19 protein-coding genes and 1 tRNA gene are annotated in these 23694 nt (G+C 66.1%); 6 read left to right on the top strand and 14 right to left on the bottom strand.

From position 1 onward, the window contains the following. Positions 1 to 258 precede the first annotated feature (258 nt). Positions 259 to 2220 carry a molybdopterin biosynthesis protein gene (locus QMZ05_RS29715; protein WP_353703990.1) on the bottom strand — a complete coding sequence of 654 codons (1962 nt, stop codon included), beginning with the start codon at positions 2218 to 2220 and terminating at the stop codon, positions 259 to 261. Between the two features lie 9 nt (positions 2221 to 2229). Further along, the gene (locus tag QMZ05_RS29720; RefSeq protein WP_353703991.1) at positions 2230 to 3339 is read right to left on the bottom strand and encodes a molybdopterin-binding protein; all 1110 of its coding nucleotides are present in this window, start codon (positions 3337 to 3339) and stop codon (positions 2230 to 2232) included. A gap of 183 nt (positions 3340 to 3522) precedes the next feature. Here QMZ05_RS29720 and QMZ05_RS29725 point away from each other — a divergent pair, with 183 nt between their 5' ends. Beyond that, positions 3523 to 4734 carry an ABC transporter substrate-binding protein gene (locus tag QMZ05_RS29725; RefSeq protein ID WP_353703992.1) on the top strand — a complete coding sequence of 404 codons (1212 nt, stop codon included), beginning with the start codon at positions 3523 to 3525 and terminating at the stop codon, positions 4732 to 4734. Positions 4735 to 4857: 123 nt separating this feature from the next. Here QMZ05_RS29725 and QMZ05_RS29730 read toward each other — a convergent pair whose 3' ends face one another. Further along, positions 4858 to 5826, bottom strand: coding sequence for a TAXI family TRAP transporter solute-binding subunit (locus tag QMZ05_RS29730; protein ID WP_353703993.1), 969 nt, complete (start codon positions 5824 to 5826; stop codon positions 4858 to 4860). A 119-nt stretch (positions 5827 to 5945) separates the two neighbouring features. Between QMZ05_RS29730 and QMZ05_RS29735 the strand changes: the two genes are divergently transcribed. Together QMZ05_RS29735 and QMZ05_RS29740 are read left to right on the top strand one after the other, a co-directional pair. Continuing rightward, the gene (locus tag QMZ05_RS29735) at positions 5946 to 6914 is read left to right on the top strand and encodes a tripartite tricarboxylate transporter substrate binding protein (RefSeq protein ID WP_353703994.1); all 969 of its coding nucleotides are present in this window, start codon (positions 5946 to 5948) and stop codon (positions 6912 to 6914) included. A gap of 112 nt (positions 6915 to 7026) precedes the next feature. Continuing rightward, positions 7027 to 7102: transfer RNA gene (locus QMZ05_RS29740), tRNA-Ile, on the top strand. A 220-nt stretch (positions 7103 to 7322) separates the two neighbouring features. Here QMZ05_RS29740 and QMZ05_RS29745 read toward each other — a convergent pair. The 11 genes from QMZ05_RS29745 to QMZ05_RS29795 all read right to left on the bottom strand — a co-directional run bounded on the left by QMZ05_RS29745 (position 7323) and on the right by QMZ05_RS29795 (position 20307). After that, entirely contained in the window at positions 7323 to 8129 is an 807-nt protein-coding gene (locus tag QMZ05_RS29745) for a cyclic nucleotide-binding domain-containing protein (protein WP_353703995.1), read from the bottom strand. Positions 8130 to 8789: 660 nt separating this feature from the next. Continuing rightward, positions 8790 to 10298: a glycerol-3-phosphate dehydrogenase gene (locus QMZ05_RS29750; RefSeq protein ID WP_353703996.1), complete on the bottom strand. Its 1509-nt coding sequence runs from the start codon at positions 10296 to 10298 to the stop codon at positions 8790 to 8792. Continuing rightward, the gene (locus QMZ05_RS29755; RefSeq protein WP_353703997.1) at positions 10295 to 11023 is read right to left on the bottom strand and encodes a class II aldolase/adducin family protein; all 729 of its coding nucleotides are present in this window, start codon (positions 11021 to 11023) and stop codon (positions 10295 to 10297) included. Before QMZ05_RS29755 ends, QMZ05_RS29750 begins: the two co-directional genes overlap by 4 nt. Before the next feature lie 34 nt (positions 11024 to 11057). Continuing rightward, entirely contained in the window at positions 11058 to 12098 is a 1041-nt protein-coding gene (locus tag QMZ05_RS29760; RefSeq protein ID WP_353703998.1) for a 2-hydroxyacid dehydrogenase, read from the bottom strand. Beyond that, entirely contained in the window at positions 12091 to 13671 is a 1581-nt protein-coding gene (locus QMZ05_RS29765; protein ID WP_353703999.1) for an FGGY-family carbohydrate kinase, read from the bottom strand. The genes QMZ05_RS29760 and QMZ05_RS29765 overlap by 8 nt, the downstream gene beginning before the upstream one ends. A 2-nt stretch (positions 13672 to 13673) precedes the next feature. After that, positions 13674 to 14783, bottom strand: coding sequence for an ABC transporter ATP-binding protein (locus QMZ05_RS29770; RefSeq protein WP_353704013.1), 1110 nt, complete (start codon positions 14781 to 14783; stop codon positions 13674 to 13676). Positions 14784 to 14801: 18 nt separating this feature from the next. Further along, positions 14802 to 15899: an ABC transporter ATP-binding protein gene (locus tag QMZ05_RS29775; protein ID WP_353704000.1), complete on the bottom strand. Its 1098-nt coding sequence runs from the start codon at positions 15897 to 15899 to the stop codon at positions 14802 to 14804. Between the two features lie 4 nt (positions 15900 to 15903). Continuing rightward, positions 15904 to 16761: a carbohydrate ABC transporter permease gene (locus QMZ05_RS29780; protein ID WP_353704001.1), complete on the bottom strand. Its 858-nt coding sequence runs from the start codon at positions 16759 to 16761 to the stop codon at positions 15904 to 15906. 14 nt (positions 16762 to 16775) lie between these two features. Then, positions 16776 to 17705 carry a sugar ABC transporter permease gene (locus QMZ05_RS29785; protein WP_353704014.1) on the bottom strand — a complete coding sequence of 310 codons (930 nt, stop codon included), beginning with the start codon at positions 17703 to 17705 and terminating at the stop codon, positions 16776 to 16778. A gap of 117 nt (positions 17706 to 17822) precedes the next feature. Continuing rightward, positions 17823 to 19262 (bottom strand): extracellular solute-binding protein, encoded by a 1440-nt coding sequence (locus tag QMZ05_RS29790; protein WP_074127299.1) that lies wholly within the window; start codon positions 19260 to 19262, stop codon positions 17823 to 17825. Positions 19263 to 19290: 28 nt separating this feature from the next. Then, on the bottom strand, positions 19291 to 20307 hold the full coding sequence (locus QMZ05_RS29795; RefSeq protein ID WP_353704002.1) for a sugar-binding transcriptional regulator: 1017 nt from the start codon (positions 20305 to 20307) through the stop codon (positions 19291 to 19293). 134 nt (positions 20308 to 20441) lie between these two features. Between QMZ05_RS29795 and QMZ05_RS29800 the strand changes: the two genes are divergently transcribed. The 3 genes from QMZ05_RS29800 to QMZ05_RS29810 are packed head-to-tail and all read left to right on the top strand — an operon-like array spanning position 20442 to position 23625. Further along, entirely contained in the window at positions 20442 to 21722 is a 1281-nt protein-coding gene (locus QMZ05_RS29800; protein WP_353704003.1) for an FGGY-family carbohydrate kinase, read from the top strand. Beyond that, entirely contained in the window at positions 21719 to 22588 is an 870-nt protein-coding gene (locus QMZ05_RS29805; protein ID WP_353704004.1) for a TIGR01459 family HAD-type hydrolase, read from the top strand. Before QMZ05_RS29800 ends, QMZ05_RS29805 begins: the two co-directional genes overlap by 4 nt. An 8-nt stretch (positions 22589 to 22596) precedes the next feature. Continuing rightward, positions 22597 to 23625: a class II aldolase/adducin family protein gene (locus QMZ05_RS29810; RefSeq protein WP_353704005.1), complete on the top strand. Its 1029-nt coding sequence runs from the start codon at positions 22597 to 22599 to the stop codon at positions 23623 to 23625. Positions 23626 to 23694 lie beyond the last annotated feature (69 nt).

A 23694-nucleotide genomic window follows, 5' to 3' on the forward strand; every position in this document is an offset into this window, starting at 1 on the left:
TCCAGTACGCCGCGGCCTATCGGCTCAAGCACCGCCGTCTCTGGAATACTGGATCACCCGCATGCGCGGGTGATGACAGCGCGTTGTTTGACACCTTGAGTCGAGGACCATCCTCATCGTCGTCCCTGCGAAAGCAGGGACCCATAACCACGAATGGTGATTGGTGAGCGATGCCGGAACGACGAGTCTCTTCGACAACAGCCGCCGCGGAGTATGGGTCCCTGCTTTCGCAGGGACGACAGCGGTGGATGCGGAGCACTACGCCGGCCTAAACCCCGCCGCCGTCAGCGCAGCGCGGCCCTCCTCCGATGCCAGCGCGTCGAGAAAGGCCTGCACCGCGGGCCGTTGCTTGCGCGCCGTGACCAGCGCGAAGTCGTAATGCTCTTCGGCGAGCGGAATGAAACCGAGCCCGGACGCGTGTGCAACCGGCGCGATGGTCATGCCCCAGTCGGCGCGATGCTGCGCCACTGCGGCCGCAACGGCGTTGTGCGAGCGCGGCTGATTCCAGTAGCCGTCGGGCCGGCTGCCGGCCAGCAAGCGATCGATCAGGATACGGGTGCCGGCGCCCTGGTTGCGGTTGACCATGATGCAGGCGGGATCGGCGAGCGCGGCGCGCACCGCCTCCCCTGCGCTCAAGCCGGCAAAGCGCGTGTCGTCCCGGCGAAACACGATGCCCTGCATGCGCCGCCAGCCCGGCACCAGCTCGAGCCCATCGTCCAGATACGGCGTGTTGTAGGTCCCGGTCTTGTCGTCGAACAGATGGATCGGGGCAAGATCGCATTCGCCGCGCTTGGCGGCCGCGAGCCCGCCGAGACTGCCGACCGCGATCGAACGCACCACGAGGCCGGCATGCGCCAGCGGCGCGGTGACGAGATCGAGCCCGGTGCAATGGCTGCCGATAATGACGAGATCGGGCACCCGCACGTGCGGCGTGAACAGCGTCACCTCGGCCTCGCTGCCGGCCGGCAACTGGTCGGCCAGCGCCTCGATCTTCAGGAAACCGTCGGCCTGCGCAAACGACGTGATCGCGCCCGAGCCCTTGCCGCCGGGATAGGCGATCAGGCCATCAGTGCCTTCGACCAGCGACACCATCACGAACTCGGTGCGCCCGAGCTCGGAGGCGATGCGCACCGGCACCCTCGCAGCGACCTTGGCATCGGAGCGCGGCGGCAGGCCGGCCAACCGCCGCAGCACCGGCACGATCATGTCGTGGAAGGTGAACATCGCGGAGGTCGGAAAGCCCGGCAGGATCACCACCGGCTTGCCGTCGCAGACCGCAAGGCACAGCGGCTTGCCGGGTTTGAGCGCCACGCCATGCGCAATGATGCCGGGCTTGCCGAGCCGTCCGATGATCCGGTGCGAGACGTCGCCCGCGCCCTTGGAGGTCCCGCCCGACAGCACCAGCATGTCGCTGTCCGCCAGCGCCTTGCGCATCGCGGCTTCCAGCATCGCCTCATTGTCGGCGATCGCGCCGAGGAACGACGCGTCACCGCCGTTCTCGGCAATCGCCGCGGTAACGATCGCACCATTGGTGTCGTAGATCGCGGCCGGCCGCAGCACCTCGCCCGGCTGCACCAATTCGTCGCCGGTCGAGAGGATCGCAACGCGCGGGCGGCGTACCACCGAGACTTCGGCGACGCCACAGGCCGCGAGCATGCCGATCTCGCGCGAGCCGATGATCGTTCCCGCGCGCAGCAGTGCCTCGCCGCGCGCGATGTCGGAGCCGGCATAGGACACGAACTGTCCCGGCGATGCCGCACGCCGGACCTCGATGGCGTCGTTGCTGCCTCCTTGGCCGGCGGGTTGGGTGTGCTCGACCATCACGATCGCGTCGGCGCCGCGCGGCACCGGGCCGCCGGTCGCAATCGCGGTCGCAGTGCCCGGAACCACAGCCAGGCTCGGCGCGGTGCCGCAGGCGATGGTCTCGTCATTCAATTTGAGCTGCACCGGCGCGCCCTCGCCTGCGCGCGCAAGATCGGCCGAGCGCACCGCAAAGCCGTCGACATTGGAGCGATCGAACGGCGGCACGTCGATCGGCGCCATCACGTCTTCCGCCAGCGCACGGCCGAGCGCATCGGCGAGCCGCCGCGTCTCCGACGGCAATTGACGCGGGAACAGCGCCGCCTCAAAGCGCGCAATCGCCTCCTCGCGCGACAGGATGGTCAGGAACTGGTCCTGCTCGACGGAGGGATTCGGTTTCGGCGTGAATGGTTGGGTCATCTCGGGAACTCACTCCCGCAACATATAGGCATCGACCACCGTGCCCGCAGCGAAGCCCTCCGCGCCGCCGGGCACGATCAGCAGGCCTTCAGCGCGCGCGATGGCGTCGAGCGACAGGTCGGCGATCGCAAGCGTGGCCCAGCTCCCCTGCTGACGCGTCAGCAGCACGACCTCAGCTATCCCGACGCCGGAGGCGATCTTGCGTTCCAGCGGCAGCGCCAGCGTCTGGCGCGGGCGCCGGCCCGACAGGCGGTCGAGCAGAGGAAGCGCAATCGCCCACCAGGCCGCGAAAGCCTGATCCGGCGCGCCCGGCAGAGCGACGACCGGCGTTGCATCGATCCGACCGACCGCGGCGGTGCGCCCTGGCTGCAGGGCAATGCCATGCGCGATCAGCGTGCCGCGCGCCGCCAGGGCGTTGACCGTCGCATCCGTATGCCCAACGCCGGTGCCGCCGATCGTGATGATCAGGTCGCAATCATCTGCCGCGAGCGCGTTGGCAATCGCGGTCACATCCGGCGCCGTCTCGGCGCAGACGATTGCAGCGCCCGCGAACCGCGCAGTGTCAGCGATCAGCTGCGCGGTCAGCTCACCGTTGGAGATGTTGACGATGCGAAGCCGGGGCCGCCGGACGCGGAAGCGCGCCACTCCGGCCGCGCGCGCGAGCAGGAGATGACGCGGCAGCAGCGGCTCGCCTGTCGGCGTCACGGCGGGCCCGATGACAATGTCGCTGCCGGCACGCCGGACGCCCTGCCCCGGGATGGCTTCGGCGAGTACCTGCGGAAGCGGACCGGAGCTATCGACGGCATCGGCGTCGACCACGCAGTCGGTGCCGTCGGGCATCGCCGCACCGGCCTCGACCCAGACCGGGTGCGCGGCGAGCAGCAGCGGAGCATAGGAGGATGCACCGACCAGGTCATTGGCGCGCATCGCCCAGCCGTCGCCGACCGCGACATCATGCGGCGGATAGGCGCGCATGGCCGGCATCTCGGCGGCAATGCATCGCAAGGCCTCGGCCGGCGGCAGCTCGATCGGCTGGACCGGCGCAAGGTCGAAGAGCACGGCGGCCAGCGCCGCATCGAGCGGGGTGAGCGAAGCCGGAAGGCGCTGGGCAGTGACCATGGCCCGCTATGGACTGAATCGGCCCCGAAAGAAACTGCCTCGCACCGGTCCGGGAGACCTCCATTAGACCGATGGCGCGTTGACGGAGCCCCCAATATAGTTGCAAAAGAAACCAATATAACCGGGTTCCAGAGGCCCGGGACAACCATAATGGCCAATGCGCCAGTTCAGGAGGGAGACAGAATGATCGCCACCAGACTAGCCGTGTTCGGGACGCTCGCAGCCGCGCTGCTGGCCTCCTCGGCCGCATCGGCCCAGGTATCCGACGACATCGTCAAGATCGGCGTGCTGACCGACATGAACGGCCCGGCGTCGACGCCGACCGGACAGGGCTCGGTCACCGCCGCGCAGATGGCGGTCGACGATTTCGGCGGCAAGGTGCTCGGCAAGCCCATCTCGGTGATCGTCGGCGATCACCAGCTCAAGCCTGATATCGGCGCGACCATCGCGCGGCGCTGGTATGACGTCGATCAGGTCGACCTCATCGTCGACGTGCCGGTCTCGGCGGTCGGCCTCGCGGTGCAGAACATCGCCAACGAGAAGAAGAAGCTGTTCATCACGCACTCGACCGGCGCGACCGATTTCCATGGCAAGTTCTGCTCGCCCTATGCGATGCAGTGGGTGTTCGACACCCGTGCGCTCGCGGTCGGCACCGCGCAGGAGGTGGTGAAGCGCGGCGGCGACAGCTGGTTCTTCATCACCGACGATTATGCGTTCGGCCATTCGCTGGAGAAGGATGCCTCCGCGATCGTGACCAAGAACGGCGGCAAGGTGCTCGGCGCGGTGCGGCCGCCGTTTGCGACGCCCGATCTGTCATCCTTCATCCTGCAGGCGCAGGCCTCGAAGGCCAAGATCATCGGCATTGCCGGCGGACCGCCGAACAACACCAACGAGATCAAGACCGCCGCCGAGTTCGGCGTGTTTGCCGGCGGGCAGCAGATGGCCGCGCTGCTGGCCTTGATCACCGACGTCCACTCGATCGGACTGTCGGCCGCGCAAGGCCTGCTGCTGACCACCTCGTTCTACTGGGACATGGACGACAAGACCAGGGAATGGTCGAAGCGCTATTTCGCCAAGATGAACCGGATGCCGACGATGTGGCAGGCCGGCGTCTACTCCTCGGTGACCGCCTATCTGAACGCGATCAAGGACAGCGGCACCGACGATCCGCTCAAGGTCGCTGCCAAGATGCGCGAGAAGCCGGTCGAGGATTTCTTCGCCCGCAACGGCAAGCTGCGCGAGGACAATCTGATGGTGCACGATCTCTGGCTGGTGCAGGTCAAGACCCCGGCCGAGTCGAAATATCCGTGGGACTATTACAAGATCCTGGCCAAGATCTCAGGCGAGGACGCATTCGGTCCGCCGGACCCGGCGTGTTCGATGGTGAAGAAATAACTGCCAGCAGTCATTCCGGGGCGATGCGTCAGCATCGAACCCGGAATCTCGAGATTCCGGGTTCGCGCTTCGCGCGCCCCGGAATGACCTCTGCATAGACGCAACGACGCGTCCATGCAGAGATCACTTCACCACCCCGATCTCGCGGAAATATCTGAGCACGCCGGGGTGGATCAGATTGATGTCAGGCGCCGCGGCGACGGTGTTCGCCGCCGTGGTCTCGCAGGCCTGGGCGAGCTTCTTGCAAAAATCAGCCTCGACACCGTGCAACGTCTTCGCCAGCCGGTAGGCGACATCGTCGGGCAGGCTCTCGCGCACCAGGATGTAGCTCCAGGAGCCGACCGAAGAGATTGCTTCCGTCTGCTTCGGATAGCTGCCGGCCGCGATCGTCAGCGGCTTCAGGAAGCTGTGCTTGGCGCGGATGCGGGCGATCTCGTCCGCGGTCGGTGCGATGAAGCGCGCGCCGGTCGCGCTCTCGGCCATCTTGCTGAAACCGGGCCAGCCGATGCCGGCGCCCCACAGCGCCGCCGCGCGGCCGTCCTCGACCATCGCGGGTCCGTCGCCGGCGCGATCGAGATAGATCGACTTGAAGTCCTCGTCCTGCTTCAGCCCGATGCCGTCGAGGATATAGCGCGACAGGATCGGCAGGCCGGAGCCCTTGGCGCCGAACGCGACGGGCTGGCCGACCAGATCCTGGATCGTCTTGTAGCGACTGTCGGCGCGGACCACGAACACGCCGGGGCTCGAATACATCGCGGTGAGGATCTTCAGCTTGGTCGCCTTCGGCCGGCCGATGCCCATGAAGGCCTCGTAGGACGGCTCGCCCGCAACGGTTGCGATGTCGACGCTGCCGGCCTCGAGCAGCGGAATGTTCTCATTGGAGCCCTTGGTGTTGCGCGGCTCGATCGACAGCGTCGCATCGGCTGCGTTCATCACCTCGGCAAGCGCATTGCCATAGAGCGGAAAGCCGCCACCCGGCGTCGCCGTGGCGAAACTGATCGTGGTTTTGGAAATGGTCTTGCCCCCCTCTTGCGCCGCCGCGCCGCTCGCGAGCAGCAGCGCGCCGGCGCAAATCATAACAGCGAATTTCATCCCGAGCCTCAAGCATTGCACACGAGTCCAACTATCGTCGCACGGGCGGGGTCGTAGGCAAAGGCAGCGTTTTGTGAAACCATGACGGCAACAGTCACAAGAAAATGACGGGAGAGACGATGTTCCGGTTCGCACGTGCTGCCTTGCTTGGTTTGATTTGTTGCATTGCCTCGGTGGCCCCCTCGTCCGCCTCCGACTATCCGAACCGTCCGGTGCGCTGGATCATCGGGTTTGCCGCCGGCGGCCCGGTCGATATCGTCGCCCGCATCATGGGCCAGTGGCTGTCGGATCATTTCGGCCAGCAATTCGTGGTCGAGAACCGCACCGGCTCCGGCGGCAACATCGCAGCCGCCGCCGCGATCAACTCGCCGGCAGACGGTTACACGCTGCTGTTCGTCGCGCCCAACAACGCGATCTCGACCTCGCTCTACAAGAAGCTGCCCTACGACTTCCTCCGCGACACCACACCGGTCGCCAGCATCATGCAGCTCACCAACATGCTGGTGGTCTCGAATGCGATGCCGGTAAAGACGGTTCAGGAGTTCATCGACTATTGCAAGGCCAATCCGGGCAAGATCGCCTATGCCTCGTCCGGCTACGGCACCTCGGTGCACATGTCGGCCGAGCTGTTCAAGGCGATGACCAAGTGCGACATGCAGCACGTGCCGTATCGGGGATCGGCGATCGCCTTCCCCGACATCATCTCCAACAAGGTGCAGCTGATCTTCGACAATCTGCCGTCGGCGCTGGAGCAGTCGCGTGGCGGCAGCGTCCGCGCGCTCGGCGTGACCTCGCCGCAGCGCTGGCCCGGCGTGCCCGATGTGCCCGCGATCGCCGAGACGGTGCCGGGCTTCGAGGCGGTCGGCTTTTACGGCATCTCCGTGCCGAAGGGCACGCCGCCGGAGATCGTCGATGCGCTGAACAAGGCGGTCGGCGAGGCCCTGAAGGACCCCAAGCTGGTGGCGCGCCTCGCCGAGGTCGGCGGCATCCCGAAGCCGATGACCCCGGCCGAATTCGGCAAACTGGTGGCCGACGAGACCGAGAAATGGCGCAAGGTGGTGGAGTTCGCCGGCGTCTCGGTGGACTGAGGCGCGAATAGCCGTCATGGGCGGATCGGGGGCGGCATTGCCGAAACCCGACGCAGCCTGTAAACGGAGCCCGCACCGTTGCCGGCCGCCCCCAGCGGCCCGCAAGGCGGCGGGGCCTGTAGCTCAATGGTTAGAGCCGGCCGCTCATAACGGTCTGGTTGCAGGTTCGAGTCCTGCCGGGCCCACCAAGAATATCAGTGTCGTACTGGGTCCTCGTTGCCCGTCGCGCGACGACCGCACCAGATACGTGTACTTTTCGTTCGTTCGCGAGGGCGTCGGACCGACTCGCAGGATGAGTCGATGCGACAGTACTGGAAGATCCGCCATCCGGTTTTGCCGTCATAGACCGCTTTTTGACCTGACCGCGCGGAACGCCTGCCGCTTGCCACTCCTCGTACTCCTCCGCCGTCAGCTCGCGGAGGCGGCCTGCACCGCGATCTTGTTCTGCGCGATGATGGCTTCGGCCCGCGCGAGATTTTCCAGGAGGCGCTGGCTCGTCAAGACAAGGAAATAATAGCCGAACTGCGGGTTCTGGAAGTAGATCTCGAGCAGCTTTTCATAAGTGATGGTTAGAACGTGCCCGTCCTCGATACATTCGATGGTCGCGGTCCGGCGGTTGTCAGGCGTGAGGAAACCGAGTTCACCCATCAGGCGGCCCGGCGGAACATCGACGTTGATTTCAATGACTCGGAATCTGCCGGTAACTGTCAGCAGCATTTCGTTGGCCGCGTCACCTTTCTTCATCAAGATTTCGCCCTTGCGATACTTGCGCTGGGTCATGAACGGCTTGAGCCACTCCATCGACATGTCGCCCTGCGTTGCCGTGCGCGCCTTCTTCACCAGAGCGAGCATTTGATGAAGGCGGTAGGCGTTGATGGGAACCATCAGGAGATAAAGCAGAAACGTTGTGATGGCTCCGGTGAGCGCACCGAAGATGGCAAAGAATACGCAACCGATCATGTTGGCGACCCGGAGCGGGACCATGGTCTGCGTCAGAAGGGTGGCGACAAAGAAGGTCGCACCGACCAAAGCGAACATGTTTGCCAGGGTGATGTTGTGCAGAAAGATTTCCAGCAGGCGGCTGAAGATGGCGTTCCAAGTCACGTCATTGGGATCGAGACCGATCTGAATCAGAATCTTCGCGAACCTGAGGTTGTCGGTTGCCGCATCGAGAATGCGATCCAGTATGCTGGACACGTCTGCGCTGATCATCATTTGGTTTCGCCAAAGTGTTGTGTAAGCCAATACCGGCAGCGGCTATTCCGGATGAAACCATTGCGCCCGTCAAGTCGAACGAAAGACTCGGCGAGCGCGAGATGGAGTGAACGGGGATGCCGCGACCATCGAGCCTCCTTCAAGCGCTACCGGAATCATCGCATGCATCACGTCGCCACCAATTCTTTTTCTTTTCCGCCCCCGGAATCAGGCGCTCCTCAACGAGCAGACGACAGCCGCGGTGGGATATGATTTGAAGCTCCAAAAATGTCGTCAGTCGACGCGCTCGAAATCTCCCGGCCGAGTAAAGGCCCTATAATTCGGCGCAGGACGACGCGACTTGTGGGTTTATGGCGCGTTCGGAGAGAGGTTGCATTTTTCTGTAATTTCAATGAGTTACAGGGTGACAAACGAATTGAGGTGCACTTCGCGCGCAAAAGTGCCTTTTGGCCCTTTCACTTCAGACAGGTCGTATCTCATCTTCAATCGTCTTCGCGGGGCCGAGAGCGGACGACGGTGCAGGAGACCTGTCCTATCCCAGGTCAGGCTAACAGCCGCTCATTACAGTCTGGTTGCAGGTTCGAGTCCTGCCGGGCCCACCAATGGATCGACCGGCTCGATTAGAAGAGCCTGCGGTCGCATCTCGATGCAGATGGCGTTCTAGATATAGCTCTCAAACGCCAGCCGCTCCGCCGGCGTCAAATGCAAGCCGTGCTTGGTGCGCCGATCCAGGAAATCGGCAGGCTTCTTGGCCCACTCTTTCTCACGAAGATACGCCACCTCGCGGTCATAGAAATCGCCGCCGAAATGCCGGCCCAGATCGGCCAGGATGCGCGCCGAGCCGAGCAGTTCGCGCGCGCGCGTCCCGTAGAGACGCGCATAGTGATGGATCAGCCTTTGCGGCAGATCGGGATAGTCGCGCACAAGCCCCTTCGAGAACTCGTCAAAGCTGCCGCCGATGTCACCGCCCGGCAGCGGCCGTTGCGCGGTCCAGGCCGGCGACAGTCTTGGAAGCCACGGTGCGAGGCGCTGCATCGCCTGCTCGGCGAGCCGGCGGTAGGTCGTGATCTTGCCGCCGAAGATCGAGAGCAGCGGCGGCGCGCCCTCCGCGCCGTGAACCTCGAACACATAGTCGCGCGTCACGGCCGACGGATTGTCGGCATTGTCGTCATAGAGCGGCCGCACGCCGGAGAAGGCATGCACGATCTCGTTCGGCTGCGGCGGCGTCCGGAAATAGCGTCGCAGCACCTGCAGCAGGTAGTCGGTCTCGTCCTCGCCGATCACGACGTCCTCGGCGCGGCCCTGATAGGGAATATCTGTCGTGCCGATCAATGCGAGATCGTCCTCATAGGGATTGACGAAGATCACCCGGCGATCGGTATTTTGCAGCAGATAGGCCTGCGGCCCGTCCCAGAATTTCGGGACCACGATGTGGCTGCCCTTCACCAGCCGCACGCTCTGGGCGGAGTTCAGCCCGGTCACGCCCTGGATGACATCCTGCACCCATGGCCCGGCGGCGTTGACCAGCGCGCGCGCCCGCACGACCTGCGCGGTGCCGTCATCGCCCTGCATCTCGAGCAGCCAGGTCTCGCCGTCCCGGCGCGCACGCACCGCCCGCGTCCGCGGCAGGATGCAGGCACCGTTCTGCGCGGCATCGATCAGGTTGAGGATCACCAGCCTGCTGTCATCGACCCAGCAGTCTGAATATTCAAAACCTCGCCGGAACTCCTGATGCAGCGGCGCGCCCTCCGGGGCCTGCGACAGATCCAGGCTGCGGCTCGCCGGCAGCTGCTTGCGGCCGCCGAGATGGTCGTAGAGCAACAGTCCGGTGCGGACCAGCCAGGCCGGCCGCTGCTCCGGCGAATGCGGCAGCACGAAGCGCATCGGCCAGATGATGTGCGGCGCGGACGCAAGCAAGACTTCGCGCTCGATCAGCGCCTCGCGCACCAGGCGGAATTCGTAATATTCGAGATAACGCAGCCCGCCATGGATCAGCTTGCCCGAACGCGACGAGGTGCCCTCGGCGAAATCATCCTTCTCGCAGAGCAGGACCTTCAGTCCACGGCCTGCCGCGTCGCGAGCGATGCCGGCGCCGTTGATGCCGCCACCGATAACCGCGATATCGACCAGTCCATGATCCCTGCCTGCGACCGGCGCAGTACCCATCATCGTTTGCTGCTACGCCGTTTCTCGGCGCGGCGCGGCGCCGCCTTGGCCGTCGCGCGGGCCTTGTTCGGCTTCGGCGCCTGCAGGCCATAGGTGGAGAACCCCATCGCGGTGTCGGCGATCTCCTCGTCGGACAGGATGATCCGCGAGTCGAGCGCGAGCGAGAGGTAGTATTGCCGCGCGATGGTCTCGAGCTCGACCGCGAGCCACATCGCCTTGTCGAGATTGGCGCCGAGCGCGATCATGCCGTGGTTGGCGAGCAGGCAGCCGTTGCGGCCCTCCAGCGCCGCGATCGCGTGGTCGGACAATTCCTTGGTGCCGTAGCGCGCGTAGCCGGCGCAGCGGATGTCGGTGCCACCGAATGCCGCCATCATGTAATGGCAGGCCGGGATCGGCTTGCGGGCGATCGCGAGCACGGTCGCATAGGTCGAGTGGGTATGGACGATGGCGCCGACATCGGGTCGGGCGCGCGTGATGTCGAGATGGAAGCGCCATTCGGTCGACGGCTGCAGCGGCCCTTCCCACGTGCCGTAGTCGCCCTCGAGCGGCATCGACGCGATCATCTCCGGCTTCATCGAATCATAGGGCGTCGCCGACGGCGTGATCAGCATCCGGTCCTTGTAGCGGGCGGAGATGTTGCCTGATGTCCCCTGGTTGAGACCCGACGCATTCATCCATCGGCACTTGGCGATGATGGCCTCGCGCAATTGTCGTTCCTCACGGGTCATTCGGACTGCCTTTCTCTTCAGCACGGCTTGCTCTTCAGCACGGATTGCGTGGCGGCTCGCCGGCCAGGAAGCGGCGAACCTCTTCGGCCGCCTGCTCGGCGGCCACGGTGACGGTGCGCACGGAGGCGCCGGCGATGTGCGGCGTCAGCGTGACATTGGGAAGTCGCAGGAGCGGCCAGTCCGCAGGGACCGGCTCGACCGCGAAGGTGTCGAGCATGGCGCCGCCGAGATGGCCCGATGCCAGCGCATCATGCAGCGCCTCGTAATCGACCAGCGGGCCCCGCGCGGTGTTGATCAGGAACGCGCCCGGCTTGATCCGCGCCAGCGCGTCGCGCCCGATGAAGCGGGTGGTCTCGGGCGTCACCCGCGCGTGAAGCGTGATGACGTCGGCGCGGCCGAGCAATTCACCGAGCGCGACATGCTCGACGCCGTCATTGCGGTCCTGGGCGCTGAGCTGGACATAGGGATCCGCGACCAGGATCCTGCAACCGAAGGCCTTCAGCAACTTGACCACACGGCTGCCGATCGCGCCATAGCCGACGATGCCCACCGTCATCTCGCCGAGCTCGCGCCCGGTGCGATCGGCGCGATAGAGATCGCCGCGCCATTCGCCGCCACGCAGCGCTTCATGGCCGCTGCGGATCAGGCGCGTCTCGGCAAGAATGGCGCCGATGGTGAACTCCGCCACCGCGCTCGCATTGCGGCCGGGCGTGTTGACCACCAGCACGTTATGGTCGCGCGCCGCCTGCATGTCGATATTGACCGGGCCGCCCCGCGACACCGCGATGAACTTCAGCTTCGGCAGCCGCTCCAGCATCGACCGCGAGATCGGCGCCAGATGCGTGACCAGCAGTTCCGCATCGCCGATGAAGTCGATGATCTCGTCCGGCTGCCCCATGAATTCCTTCAGGCCATCGAGCTTCGAGCCGGCATAGCCGTGCTCCATCGGCTCGTCCGGCCAGGGCTGCTCCAGGGAACGGATATCGACGCCATTGCCGCAGGCGGTCCGGATATGTTCGGCGAACATCGACGGCAGCATGAAGCGGTCACCGATAATGGCGATGGACTTAGACATGGTCGCCTCCGGCGCGCAGCGCGGCGAGTCGCTTCCAGACCGGCCGCGACGCCAGCCTTGCATCGAGATAGGTCGGAAAGATGCTGGCGTAGCGCTTCGCCAGCGCGGCGTCAGGCGATTGCGGCGCGCTCAGATGCGGTGTGACCCACTGTTCCGCACAGGCGCGCATGTCGGGATGGGCATCGATCGCGACCGCGGCGATCATCGCCGCACCTGCGGCGCCGGCCTCGGCGCGGCTGCAGATCCGGACGTCACAATCCAGCGCGGCCCCGAGGATGGCGCCGAGCGCGCGGCTTTTCGCGGCACCGCCGGTGATCCGGACATCGCGCGGCAGCGTGCCCATCGCGGCGTAGCAATCCCGCGCGGCAAAGGCCAGGCCTTCCATCACGCCGCGCATCAAATCGCCGTAGCGATGGCGCGAGCGCAGGCCGAAGAATTGCGCGCTGGCCTCATGCGCGACGAATGGGCCACGTTCACCCGCATCTGAAATAAACGGATGGAACAGCACCTCGCCGGGCTTGGCCCGCAGCACCTGATCGTCGAGCCGGCGGATCAGCTCAGCGCGGGTGCGCGTCACGCCTTCCGCCGCCAGCAAGTCGCAGGCGAGATCGAGCATCCAGTCGATGTTCAGCGTCGCCGCCATGTTGGACTGCATCTGGGCATAGTGACCCGGTACCGGGAACGGCATGGTGTAGCCGGTTGCCTCGCGGTTCAGCGTCACCGCGTCGGCGCTCGACACCAGCCGCATATGCATGCCGGTCGAGCCGATGATGGTGCAGCCGACATCGGGTGACGGATCGTAGAGCCCGGCCCCGAGCGCGTTGCAGATCACGTCGACATAGCCGAGGCAGACCGGCACGCCTTCCGGCAGGCCGGTCTCGATGGCCGCCGCCGTGGTGAGCGGATGCGTCATGACCGCACCGTCAACGACTGGCGGGAACAGGCGCGCCAGGTCGTCGATACCGATCAACCGTGCGGTCTCCGCATCGAAACCTCGCTTGCGGAAATCGCCGCAGGAAAACGTGGCTTCCGACGGATCGGTTGCGCGCTCGCCGGTGAGCAGGAAATAGAGCCAGTCCTTGCAATGGAACGCCGTCGTCGCCCTGGCGATCGTCTCGGGTCTGTGCGCCTGCAGCCACGCCAGTTGCGGCCCCTGCTGGCAAGCATTGAGCCCGGAGCCGGTGCGGCGGTAGAGCGGCGCGTTGCGCTCGCTTGAGCGGATCTCCTCGACCAGCCGCCCGGCGCGCGAGTCCAGCCACAGCAGCGCCGGCGCAACCGGCCGGCCGTCGTCGTCGATCAGCCAGGTGCCGTCGCCCTGCCCGGTCACCGCGATCGCCGCGATCCGCGCGGACAAATCAGGCACCGACTTCGCGACCGCGCGAATGACTGCGACCGTATCGGTCCAGGTCCGCGCCATATCCTGCTCGACATGGCCGCCGGCCAGGCTGCTATACGCATTCGGCCGCGAGACATCGGCGAGCTGCTCGCCGGCCAGCGTGAACGCCACCGCCTTGATCAGCGAGGTGCCGGCATCGATACCGATGATGACGTCGCGGCTTGCGGAAGCGGCCATGGTCAGGACACCTCCGCATGGCGAATGCAGGTTCCGTCGCTGCCAAAGATGTGCAGGTGACGCGGCTCCAGCGCGAACGGGACGGTGTCGCCCGGCCGTGCGGCGACGCGGCCTGGGGTCACCGCGATCAGCATGCGGCCGCCGCAATCGCCGGCGACATGCGACTGATCGCCGAGCCACTGATTGGAGACGACCTTAACCCTGACGTCGCCGGTCCCGACCGCGATCTTCTGCGGACGAATGCCGATCCGCACCTGCGGTGTCCTGCCGAGCGCCTTCGCCGCCTCGCTGTCGAGCCCGGCACCGCCGATATCGAAAGCCATGTCGGTCCCAACCGACAGGCGGAAGCCGCCATCCGATCGCGCCACGTCGGCGTCGAGCAGGTTCATCGGCGGCTCGCCGATGAAGCTCGCGACGAACAGATTGGCGGGCCGGCCCTTCAGCTCCTTCTCGCTGGCGAACTGCTGCAGCACGCCGCCTTCCATCACCGCGATGCGATCGGCCAGCGCGCTGGCTTCGGTCTGGTCGTGGGTGACGAAGATCGCGGTCATGCCGCGCTCGGCGAGCAGACTCTTGATCCGGCCGCGCAGCACCGCGCGCAACTGCGGCTCGAGTTGCCCCATCGGCTCGTCGAGCAGATAGAGATCGGCATCGCGCACCAGCGCCCGCGCCAGCGACACGCGTTGCTGCTGGCCGCCGGAGATCGCGCGCGGATAGCTGTCGAGGATGTCCTCGACCTCGACCAGGCGGGCGATCTCGTCGACACGCCGCGTCACCTCAGCTCGTGACAGCTGGGCGGATTTCAGCGCGAAGGCGATGTTTTCGCGGACCGTCAGCGGCGGATAGAGCGAGTAGCCCTCGAAGGCCATCGCGACCTTGCGGCGCGCCGGCGGCAGCTCGTGGATCCGCCGTCCGCCCAGCGCGATCGATCCGGCCGAGACGTCCTCGAACCCCGCGATCATCCGCAAGGTCGAGGTCTTGCCGCAGCCCGACGATCCCAGCAGCGCGACGATCTCGCCCTTCTCGACCGCCATGTCGAGCGCGCGCACCGCGTGCACCGGCGGCTTGCCGCGGCTGCGGTAGACCTTGTCGATGCCTCGAAGCTCGAGCATGTCCATGACTATCCGCTCCTATGCCGCCTTGAGCCGGGGCGAGGCCCCAATCCGCAGCCCGGTCGCGCGATCGAACAGCATCGCAGCATCGCTCGCGAAGCGGACGAAGACGCTATCGTCGGCCGCGCCCTGTGGCGCATCCGACGGCAGTGCCGCCAGCCATTCCGTTCCGTCGGCGAGACGGAGCAGCAGCACCGCCTTCTCGTGCATCGGCGTGATCGCAAGGATACGCGCCGGGATGGCGCCGTCGCTGGACGCGGATGAGACCGCGAGATCCTCCGGCCGGACGCCAAGCCAGCATGAACCGAGCGACGCTGCGCCATCGGCCGCACCGAGCCGCATCCTGGCGCCGGCAACCTCGGCCGACAGCATGCCGTGCTCCGCGACCGGCGAAACCTCGGCGAGGTTGACGGTCGGATCGCCGAACAGCCGCGCGATCGCAACCGACGCGGGCTGGGCGTAGATATCGGCTGGTGTCGCGACCTGCGCGAGACGGCCGTCGATCAAGACCGCGATGCGGTCGGCAATCGCCATCGCCTCGCGGTAGTCCTGGGTCACGTAGAGCACGGCGGCGGTGCCACGCCGCAGCAGGTTCGGCAGCTCGAGCCGCATCTCGTAGCGCAGCTTGGCGTCGACATTGCGCAGGGGATCATCGAGCAGCAGCACGTCCGGATTGCCGATCAGCGCCCGCGCCAGCGCGGTCCGCTGCTTCTGCCCGTTCGACAATTCGCGCGGCGCGTGGCCAAGCACATGCTCGATCTTGAGCAGCTTGCTGATCGCGGCAACGCGGCTCGCAACCTCGTTGCCGCTGGCACGCAGGCCGCTTGCGATATTGTCGCGGGCGGTCATGTGCGGGAACAAGGCAAAATTCTGGAACGCCATGCCGATGCCGCGCCGCTCGGGCGGCGCGCCGACGACCGAGCGGCCGCCGACCAGGATGTCACCGTCGTCAGGTTCGAACATGCCCGCGATCATGCGCAGCAGCACCGTCTTGCCGCTGCCGGAGGGGCCGAACACGGCGACGATCTCGCCGGGCTCGACCGCGAGCGACAATCCGTCAGCGGGCCGCGCCGCACCGAACGCCTTGCTCACCGAATTGATCTCGAGACGCGCCATCGGGTCAGCCTTTCACCGCGCCGAGCGACAGACCCTCGACCAGATAGCGCTGCGCATAGAGCGCGAGCAACAGCGTCGGCGTCACCGACAGCACGATCGCCGCCGCGATCTGGCCGTACTGGATTCCCGATGCGGTGACGAAGGCGAGCGCGCCGACCGTCACCGGCTGCTTGTCGGCGGAGGCCAGGATCAGCGCGAAGACGAAATTATTCCAGCAGAAGATGAACGACAGCAGTCCGGCCGCGGCGATGCCCGGCCCTGCCAGCGGCACGGCGATCCGGGTAAAGGCCTCGCGCCAGGAATGGCCGGCGAGCCGGTAGGCATGCTCGATATCGGGGCTGATATCCTCGAAATAACCGCGCACGATCCACAGGATCAACGGCAGCGCGATCAGCTGATAGACCCAGACGATACCAAAGTAAGTGTCGTTGAGGCCGAGCTCCTGATAGTACAGCGACAGCGGCAGCAGCACGAGCAGCGGCGGCGCGAAGCGGAACGACAGCAGCGTGAAGGCAATGCTCTCGCCGAGGCGGAATTTGAACCGCGCGAAGGCGTAGGCCGCCGGCACGCCGAGCAGCAGCGCCAGCAGCACCGCCGCGCTCGACAGCACGACGCTGTTGAACAGATTGCGCATGAAGGAGATCTGCAGATTGCCGGCCGCGGTGCGCAGCTGGCCGGAGATCAGCGCCTCGTAATTCGCAAGCGTCGGCTCGAACAGGACCCGCGGCGGAATCCTTAAGATCTGCTCGTTGGTCTGGAACGACATCAGGAAGATCCAGACGATCGGAAACATGAAGAAGATCAGGATCAGCGTGAGCGCCGCGCCGCGGAAGATGCGACCGGCAAGGCTGGAATGTTCCATCGCGCCGCTCCCCCTCACGCGTGGCCGTGCGCACGCGCGCGCAGCCGCAGCCAGTTCTTGATGAAGATGTTCGACAGGATGTTGGTGATCAACCAGAGGATCATCAACAGTGCCGCCGACCTGCCGACATTGGTGTACTGGAAGAATTCCAGATAGGCCTGCACCTGGAATACCATCAGCCGGTCACCCGGCCCGCCCTGCGTCATCGCGTAGATGATGTCGAACTGCTGGATCGAATCGAGCAGGCGGAACAGCGACGCCGTGATGATATAGGGCGCCAGCATCGGCAGCGTGATCCGGAAGAAGACAAAGCTCGCCGGCACGCCGTCGAGCGCCGCGGCCTCGAACGGCTGCCGCGGCAGCGAGCGCAAACCCGCCAGCAGCAGGATCATGATGAAGGGCGTGTAGACCCAGACGTCGACCAGCACGACCGTGAACAGCGCGCTCGACGGATCGGAGGCCCATTTGAAATCGGTGACGCCGAACAGGCCGACCAGATAGGACAGGATGCCGAAGCTTGGATTGGTCATCAGCTTCCACATCAGCGCGGCGATCGCCGGCGCCGTCATCAGCGGCAGCAGCAGCATGATCGACACCGCATTGTGGAAGCGGCTCGGCCGGCGCAGCAGCAGCGCGATGCCGAGGCCGAGCAGCAGCTCGAGCACGACCGTCACCGCGGTATAGGTGATCGAGATCCGGAACGTATTCCAGAACGCCGGATCGGACAGGAACTCGATGTAGTTGCCGGCACCGATGAACCCGCGCAGATAAGGCAGGTTCAGCCGGTAGCGCTGCAGCGAATAGACCGCCGCGGTCACGAACGGAACCAGGATCGCCACGCAGACGAGCAGCGCCGGCAGGCTCAGCAGATAGGGCAAGAGGCGCACGCGCGGCCTTGGTTTGGCCGGCGCTGCCTGCGCGTTCGTCTGGAGAAGTTGGACCATGCTCATGATGATAAGAGATCGCGTTCCGCTGGCAAACGCCGCCGGCTCGGATGGGACAAGGCTCCGAGCCGGCGGATGGGTGCGGTGCGGGGGATCAAGCACCGCACAGTTGACCCGTCAGCCGAGACCGGCCTGCTTGAGCTGGCGGTTGATGCTGTCGGCGAGCTTGTCGAGCCCTTCGTCGACGCTGACCTCCTTCGCCACCATCTTCTGCAGCGAGGCGGCCCATTCCGTCGTCAGATCGAAGAACAGCGGCTGCGCCGTGAAGTAGATCTTGGCGCCGGGCGACGACATGTCATGCTGATCGAGATAGCCAGGATAGGACTTTGCGATGCGGTCGCGGAACTCGCTGTCCTTCCACACCGAGGTGCGCACCGGATTGACGAAGTCCATCTTGCGCGCGCCGAACAGGTCATGCTCGACAGAAGCCGCCCACTGCATGAACAGCCATGCGGCGTCCTTCTGCTTGGAGAAGGTGGACATCGCGAGCGACCAGATCCAGACGTTCGGGGTCGGCGCCTTGGCGGCCGGATTGGCGGCGAACGGCGCGTAGCCGAGATGCCCCTTCTCCTTGTTGTCGCCGCCGTTCATGAAGTAGCCGAGGATGTCGGCGTCGAAGATCATGCCGGAGGCGCCGGCGCCGAGATCGGTGCCGACCTGGTACCAGGTGTAGGTCGACCAGTTCTTCGGGCCTGAAGTCTGGATCATCTTCACCCACTTGTCGTGGAATTCCTTGGAGGCCTTGGTGTTCATCGCGGCCTTCAGCTTGCCGCCCTCCATCACGAAGTCCTTCTGGCCGAAATTCGAATAGGCCGACAGGAAGCCCGGATGGATGGTCGCCCAGGAGCGCGAGCCGCGCACGCCGACGCCGTAGGGGCCGCCGGCGTCCTTGGTGATCTTGGCCGCGACCTCCAGCATCTCGTCGAGGTTCTTCGGCGGCTTGACGCCGACCTTGTCGAAGACGTTGCGGTTGTAGGTGATGTTGTTGAGCTCATAGCCCCACGGGATGCACCACTGCTTGGCCTTGCCCGAGCCGAGCTCGGAGCCGGCGACGCCGTCCCACGCCGTCGAGGCACGCAGGCCCGGCAGCACATCGTCCCAGGCGAACGCCGGATTGGTTTTGGCGGGATCCTTGATGTAGGTGTTGAGGTCTTCGATCCAGCCCGCCGGACCATAGGTCCAGGTCATGTAGGCGCCGGTCATGAAGGCATCGTACTGGTCCGACTTCGACGACAGCGCCGCCGTCACCTTGTCGAAATAGACGTCCTCCGGGAAGATGTCGTAGGTGACGTTCATGCCGGTGAGCGACTTGAACGCCTCGATGTCGCCGATCATCGCATCGACGTAAGGGTGCTTGTTGAGCAGCAGCTTGACGCTCTTGCCGCTCTGGGCCTTCCAGTTGAAGTCCGCGGCCATCGCCCTCGACATCGAGGAGGCGAAGGCGGCGTTTGCGGCAAGGCCCGCAATGCCGAGCTTGGCGGCGCCGTCGAGGAGATCGCGGCGGCTGATGCGTTTGGCAGCGTAGGAGTCGAACAGATTCTTCTCGCGATCGAACATGTATTTCCTCTCCTTGTTGACGCTTGTTTTATTTGTCCTTCCGGGTCTTGCTTCTTGTCTTGCCGGATGTGTTCTCCGGCTTGTCGGTGGCGAGCGCCTTTGCAGTCGCTTCGTCGATGATGAGGCCGTGCAGCACGCCGCTGCGCAGCACGCCGCGCAGCGCAGTCACCTTGGCCGGCCCGCCGGCGATGGCGACGATGCGGTGCTTCCTGAGATCGGCCATGCTCATGGAGGTGGCGCGGGCCGACAGATCGGTGTCCAGCACCGTTCCGTCGGCGCTGAAGAAATGTCCGAGCAGATCGGCGCAGGCGCCGACCCGCTTCAGCTCGGCGACCTCGTCCGGCTTGATCATGCCGCTCGCCACCAGAAAGCCGTCATGGCTGACCTGGCCGATGCCGACGAACAGCAGCGAGGCCTTGCGCGCCAGCGCGAACACGTCGGCGATGCCGAATTGCTGCATCAGCACGGCGCGATCGGCGACCGAATTGGCGAACACCGGCACCGGCAACAGATAGGCTTCGGCGCCGGTGCGCTCGGCGAGCCGATGAATCACGTCGAACGGATTGGCGGCAAATTTCCGCGTCAGTCCGCCGAGCAGCGACACGAATTGCGCGTCGCGCGCGGGCGTCTGCGGCATCTGCTCGACCACGGCGGCGAGCGTGCGGCCATGGCCGACGCCGATCACCTTGTCGTCGCCGCGCTCCAGGATCTGGCGCAGGAAGCTCGCGCCTTCCAGCGCCAGCGCCTTGAGCGGCAGATCGCTCTCGCCGAGATCGGGCGCGACGCGGCAGAACGCAAGGCCGAAGCGCTGCGTGAGATCGTTCTCCAGCGCGACGCATTCGGCGACCGGCCCCTCGACGAAGACGCGGATCATGCCCTCGCGGCTCGCGCGCGCGATCAGGCGGTGCGCTTTGGTGCTCTGGATGTTGAGACGGTCGGCGACCTCGGACTGCGTCAGCCCCGCCGCGAAATACAGCCACGCCGCGCGGGTCGCGAGCGACGCCTCGCCGTCGATCATCGGCAGCCTGTCGGGCGGTGTGGCCATGTCCGGAAAAGTCCGCTTGCAAAATTCTTCACGTCCTGCAAAAAATTGCAGAGGCCGAACGGGGCGTCAATCCCCTAAACGTGCTGCAGCGCAACCAACGTCGACGCGCAGGCACGAGAGAGCGGTGAAGTCGGATGGGAGGTTTGTATCTCGGGATCGATGTCGGAACCGGCGGCGTCCGCGCCTGTGCGATCGATCCGCAGGCCGGCATTCGCGGCTTCGCTTCGAGCGCGCTTCCTGCGCCGCGCGTTGACGGCAACGCGATCGATCAGAACCCGGAGCTGTGGTGGCAGGCGGCGGAGGCTGCGATCCGCAAGCTCGGCGAAACTGTTCCTCTTGGCGACGTCACGCGCATCGTCGTCGACGGCACGTCGGGCACGCTGCTGCTGATTGACGCGGCCGGCCGCCCCTGCTCGCCGGGTCTGATGTACAACGACGCACGCGCCACCCATGAGGCCGCGGGCGTGGCGGCGGTCGCACCGCTTGAAAGCGGTGCACATGGCGCGAGCAGCGCGCTCGCCAAGCTGCTCTATCTGCAGAATGACGGCTATGTCGGCGATGCGCGCCACGCCGTGCACCAGGCGGATTGGATCGCGGGGCGGCTCGCAAACCATCATGGCATCAGCGACGAGAACAACGCCCTGAAGCTCGGCTACGACCCGGTCGCGCGCGCTTGGCCGTCCTGGCTTGAACGGCTCGGCGTGCGCGACGATCTGCTTCCCGAAGTGCTGGTGCCGGGAACGCCATTTTCCGAGATGGATCCGCAGATCGCGCGCTCGCTCGGGTTGCCCGCCACAGCCCACGTCGCGGCCGGCACCACCGATGGCGTTGCGGCCTTCATCGCGACGCGGGCCGATCAGCCGGGCGATGCCGTCACCTCGCTCGGCACCACGCTGGTGGTGAAGCAGCTCGCGACCCAACCGATCTTCGCGGCCGATCAGGGCGTCTATTCGCACCGGCTTGGCGAACGCTGGCTCGCCGGCGGCGCCTCAAACTCCGGCGGCGCCGCACTGCTGCTGCATTTCACCGCCGACGAGATGGAGCGGCTGACACCGCAAGTGGAGCCTGATGCACCGACCGGGCTCGACTACTATCCGCTGCCAAAGCCCGGCGAGCGCTTCCCGATCGCGGATCCCGCGCTGGCCGCGCGGATCACGCCGCGCCCGGCGGAAGATTGCCGCTTCTTCCAGGGCCTGCTCGAAGGCATCGCCTCTGTCGAAGCCCTCGCCTACCGGCAGCTGGCGCGGCTCGGCGCACCTCGCCTGCGCCGCGTCATCGGCATCGGCGGCGGCGCGAAGAACGATGCATGGACCAGGATCCGGCACCGCGTGCTCGGTGTTCCCGTCTCGGTCGCCGAGCAGACCGAAGCAAGCTACGGCGCCGCATTGCTCGCGCTGAACGGAGGTCCGCCATGAAGGCCGATGCGACCGCGATCGCCGGCCTTCACGTCATCGCCGACCGCTTCGATCATGTGCTGCTCGACCAATGGGGCACGCTGCACGAAGGATTGGCGGTGTTCCCCGCGACGCTGGACTGCGTGGCGCGGTTGCGCGAGGCCGGCAAGCGGATCCTGATCCTCTCCAATTCCGGCAAGCGCGCCGGCAGCAACCAGCGGCGCCTCGCCGCGCTTGGCCTGCCGGCCGACGCCTATGACGGCGTGCTGTCCTCGGGCGAGGTCACTTGGCGCGGCCTGCATGCGCGCGAGCAGGTGCCCTTCGCAGAACTCGGCCGCGCCTGCTTCCTGATCTCGCGCGACGGTGACCGCTCGATCGTCGACGGCACCGACCTTGTGATGGTTTCGGACATCCGCGAAGCCGATTTCATCCTGCTCGGCGGACTCGACGACGACGCAGCCGACCCCGAGCGCTGGCGTGCGCAGCTCACGACCGCCGCGTCACGCCAGCTCCCGATGCTGTGCGCCAATCCGGACCTCGTGATGTTCGGCGCCGCGGGCCTGATCCCCGCGCCCGGCGCGCTCGCCGCATTCTACCAGTCGCTCGGTGGCACCGTGCTGTTCGTCGGCAAACCGTATCCGCCGATGTTTGCCGCCGCGCGCGATCAACTGGGACATCCCCCGCCGGAACGGATTCTCGTCATCGGCGACTCCCTCGATCACGATATTGCCGGTGGACGCGCCGCCGGCATGCTGACCCTGCTGATCGGCTCCGGCGCCCACCGCGCGACGCTTGCGCAGGCGCGCGATCTGCCGCAGGCGGTCAAGACCGCGGCCGGCGCAGCGGCGCGGATGCCGCATTGGACCATGGACCATTTGACCTGGTGAGAGCCGAGATGCGACCGCCTCAAACGCTGAACGAACTGCGCCGCATGTCGGCACGCGTCGGCCGGAATATCCTGCTGGTGCAAGGCGCCGGCGGCAATTCGTCGGTCAAGGATGGCGACGTGCTGTGGGTGAAGGCGTCAGGCACCTGGCTCGCCGATGCCGAGGACAAGGACATTTTCGTGCCGGTCGCATTGTCGGCGGCGCGCTCGGCGCTGACCCAGGGCGACGAGCGCGTGCCGCTCGCGCCGAATGCCGGGACGACGCTGCGCGCCTCGATCGAGACCTCGCTGCATGCATTGATGCCGCACCGGATCGTGCTGCATGTCCATTCGGTCAACACCATCGCATGGGCGGTGCGCACCGACGCGCGCGACGAGTTTGCCCGGCGACTGGACGGCCTGGCCTGGCGTTACCTCGACTATCACCATCCGGGGCTGCCGCTCGCCCGCGCGGTCAGCGAGGCGATCGCGCAGAATGCCGTCGACGTCCTGATCCTCGGCAATCACGGCCTCGTGGTCGGCGCTGCCACCTGCGACGCGGCCGAGGCGCTGGTGGCCGAGGTCGAGCAACGCCTCGCCCTGGAGCAGCGTCGCGCGCCCGCTGCGGATCATGACGCACTCCGGACGATCAGCGTCGGCACGACCTATCGCCTGCCGCGGGATCCGAGCAGCCACGACATTGCCACCGACCGCTACAGCCGCGCGATCGCGACCAGCGGCTCGCTCTATCCCGATCACGTCGTCTTCCTTGGTCCGGGCCTGCCAGTCCTGGAGCATCACGAGAGCCTGAACGTCATGACCGCGCAGATCATCGCGAACGGCCTGCCGCCGCCGGTTGCGCTTCTCATTCCGGATGTCGGCAGCCTCATCCGCGAGGACGCGAGCGACGGCGCAGAAGCCATGCTGAGCTGTCTCGCGCTGGTCACCTGCCGGCTGCCCCTGACCGCACGGGTCAACTATCTGACGGCAGAGAATGAGCACGCGCTGCTGAACTGGGACGCCGAGCGGTATCGCCGGCAGCTCACTGCCGATCGCTGATCCACCGGCTAACGCCGACCGTCAGGCTGACGTGGCCGCAACCGGGCGCCTGATTGCAAGGGCGGTGGC

The sequence above is a fragment of the Bradyrhizobium sp. INPA03-11B genome, assembly GCF_040446015.1.
Taxonomy (GTDB): Bacteria; Pseudomonadota; Alphaproteobacteria; order Rhizobiales; family Xanthobacteraceae; genus Bradyrhizobium; species Bradyrhizobium macuxiense_A.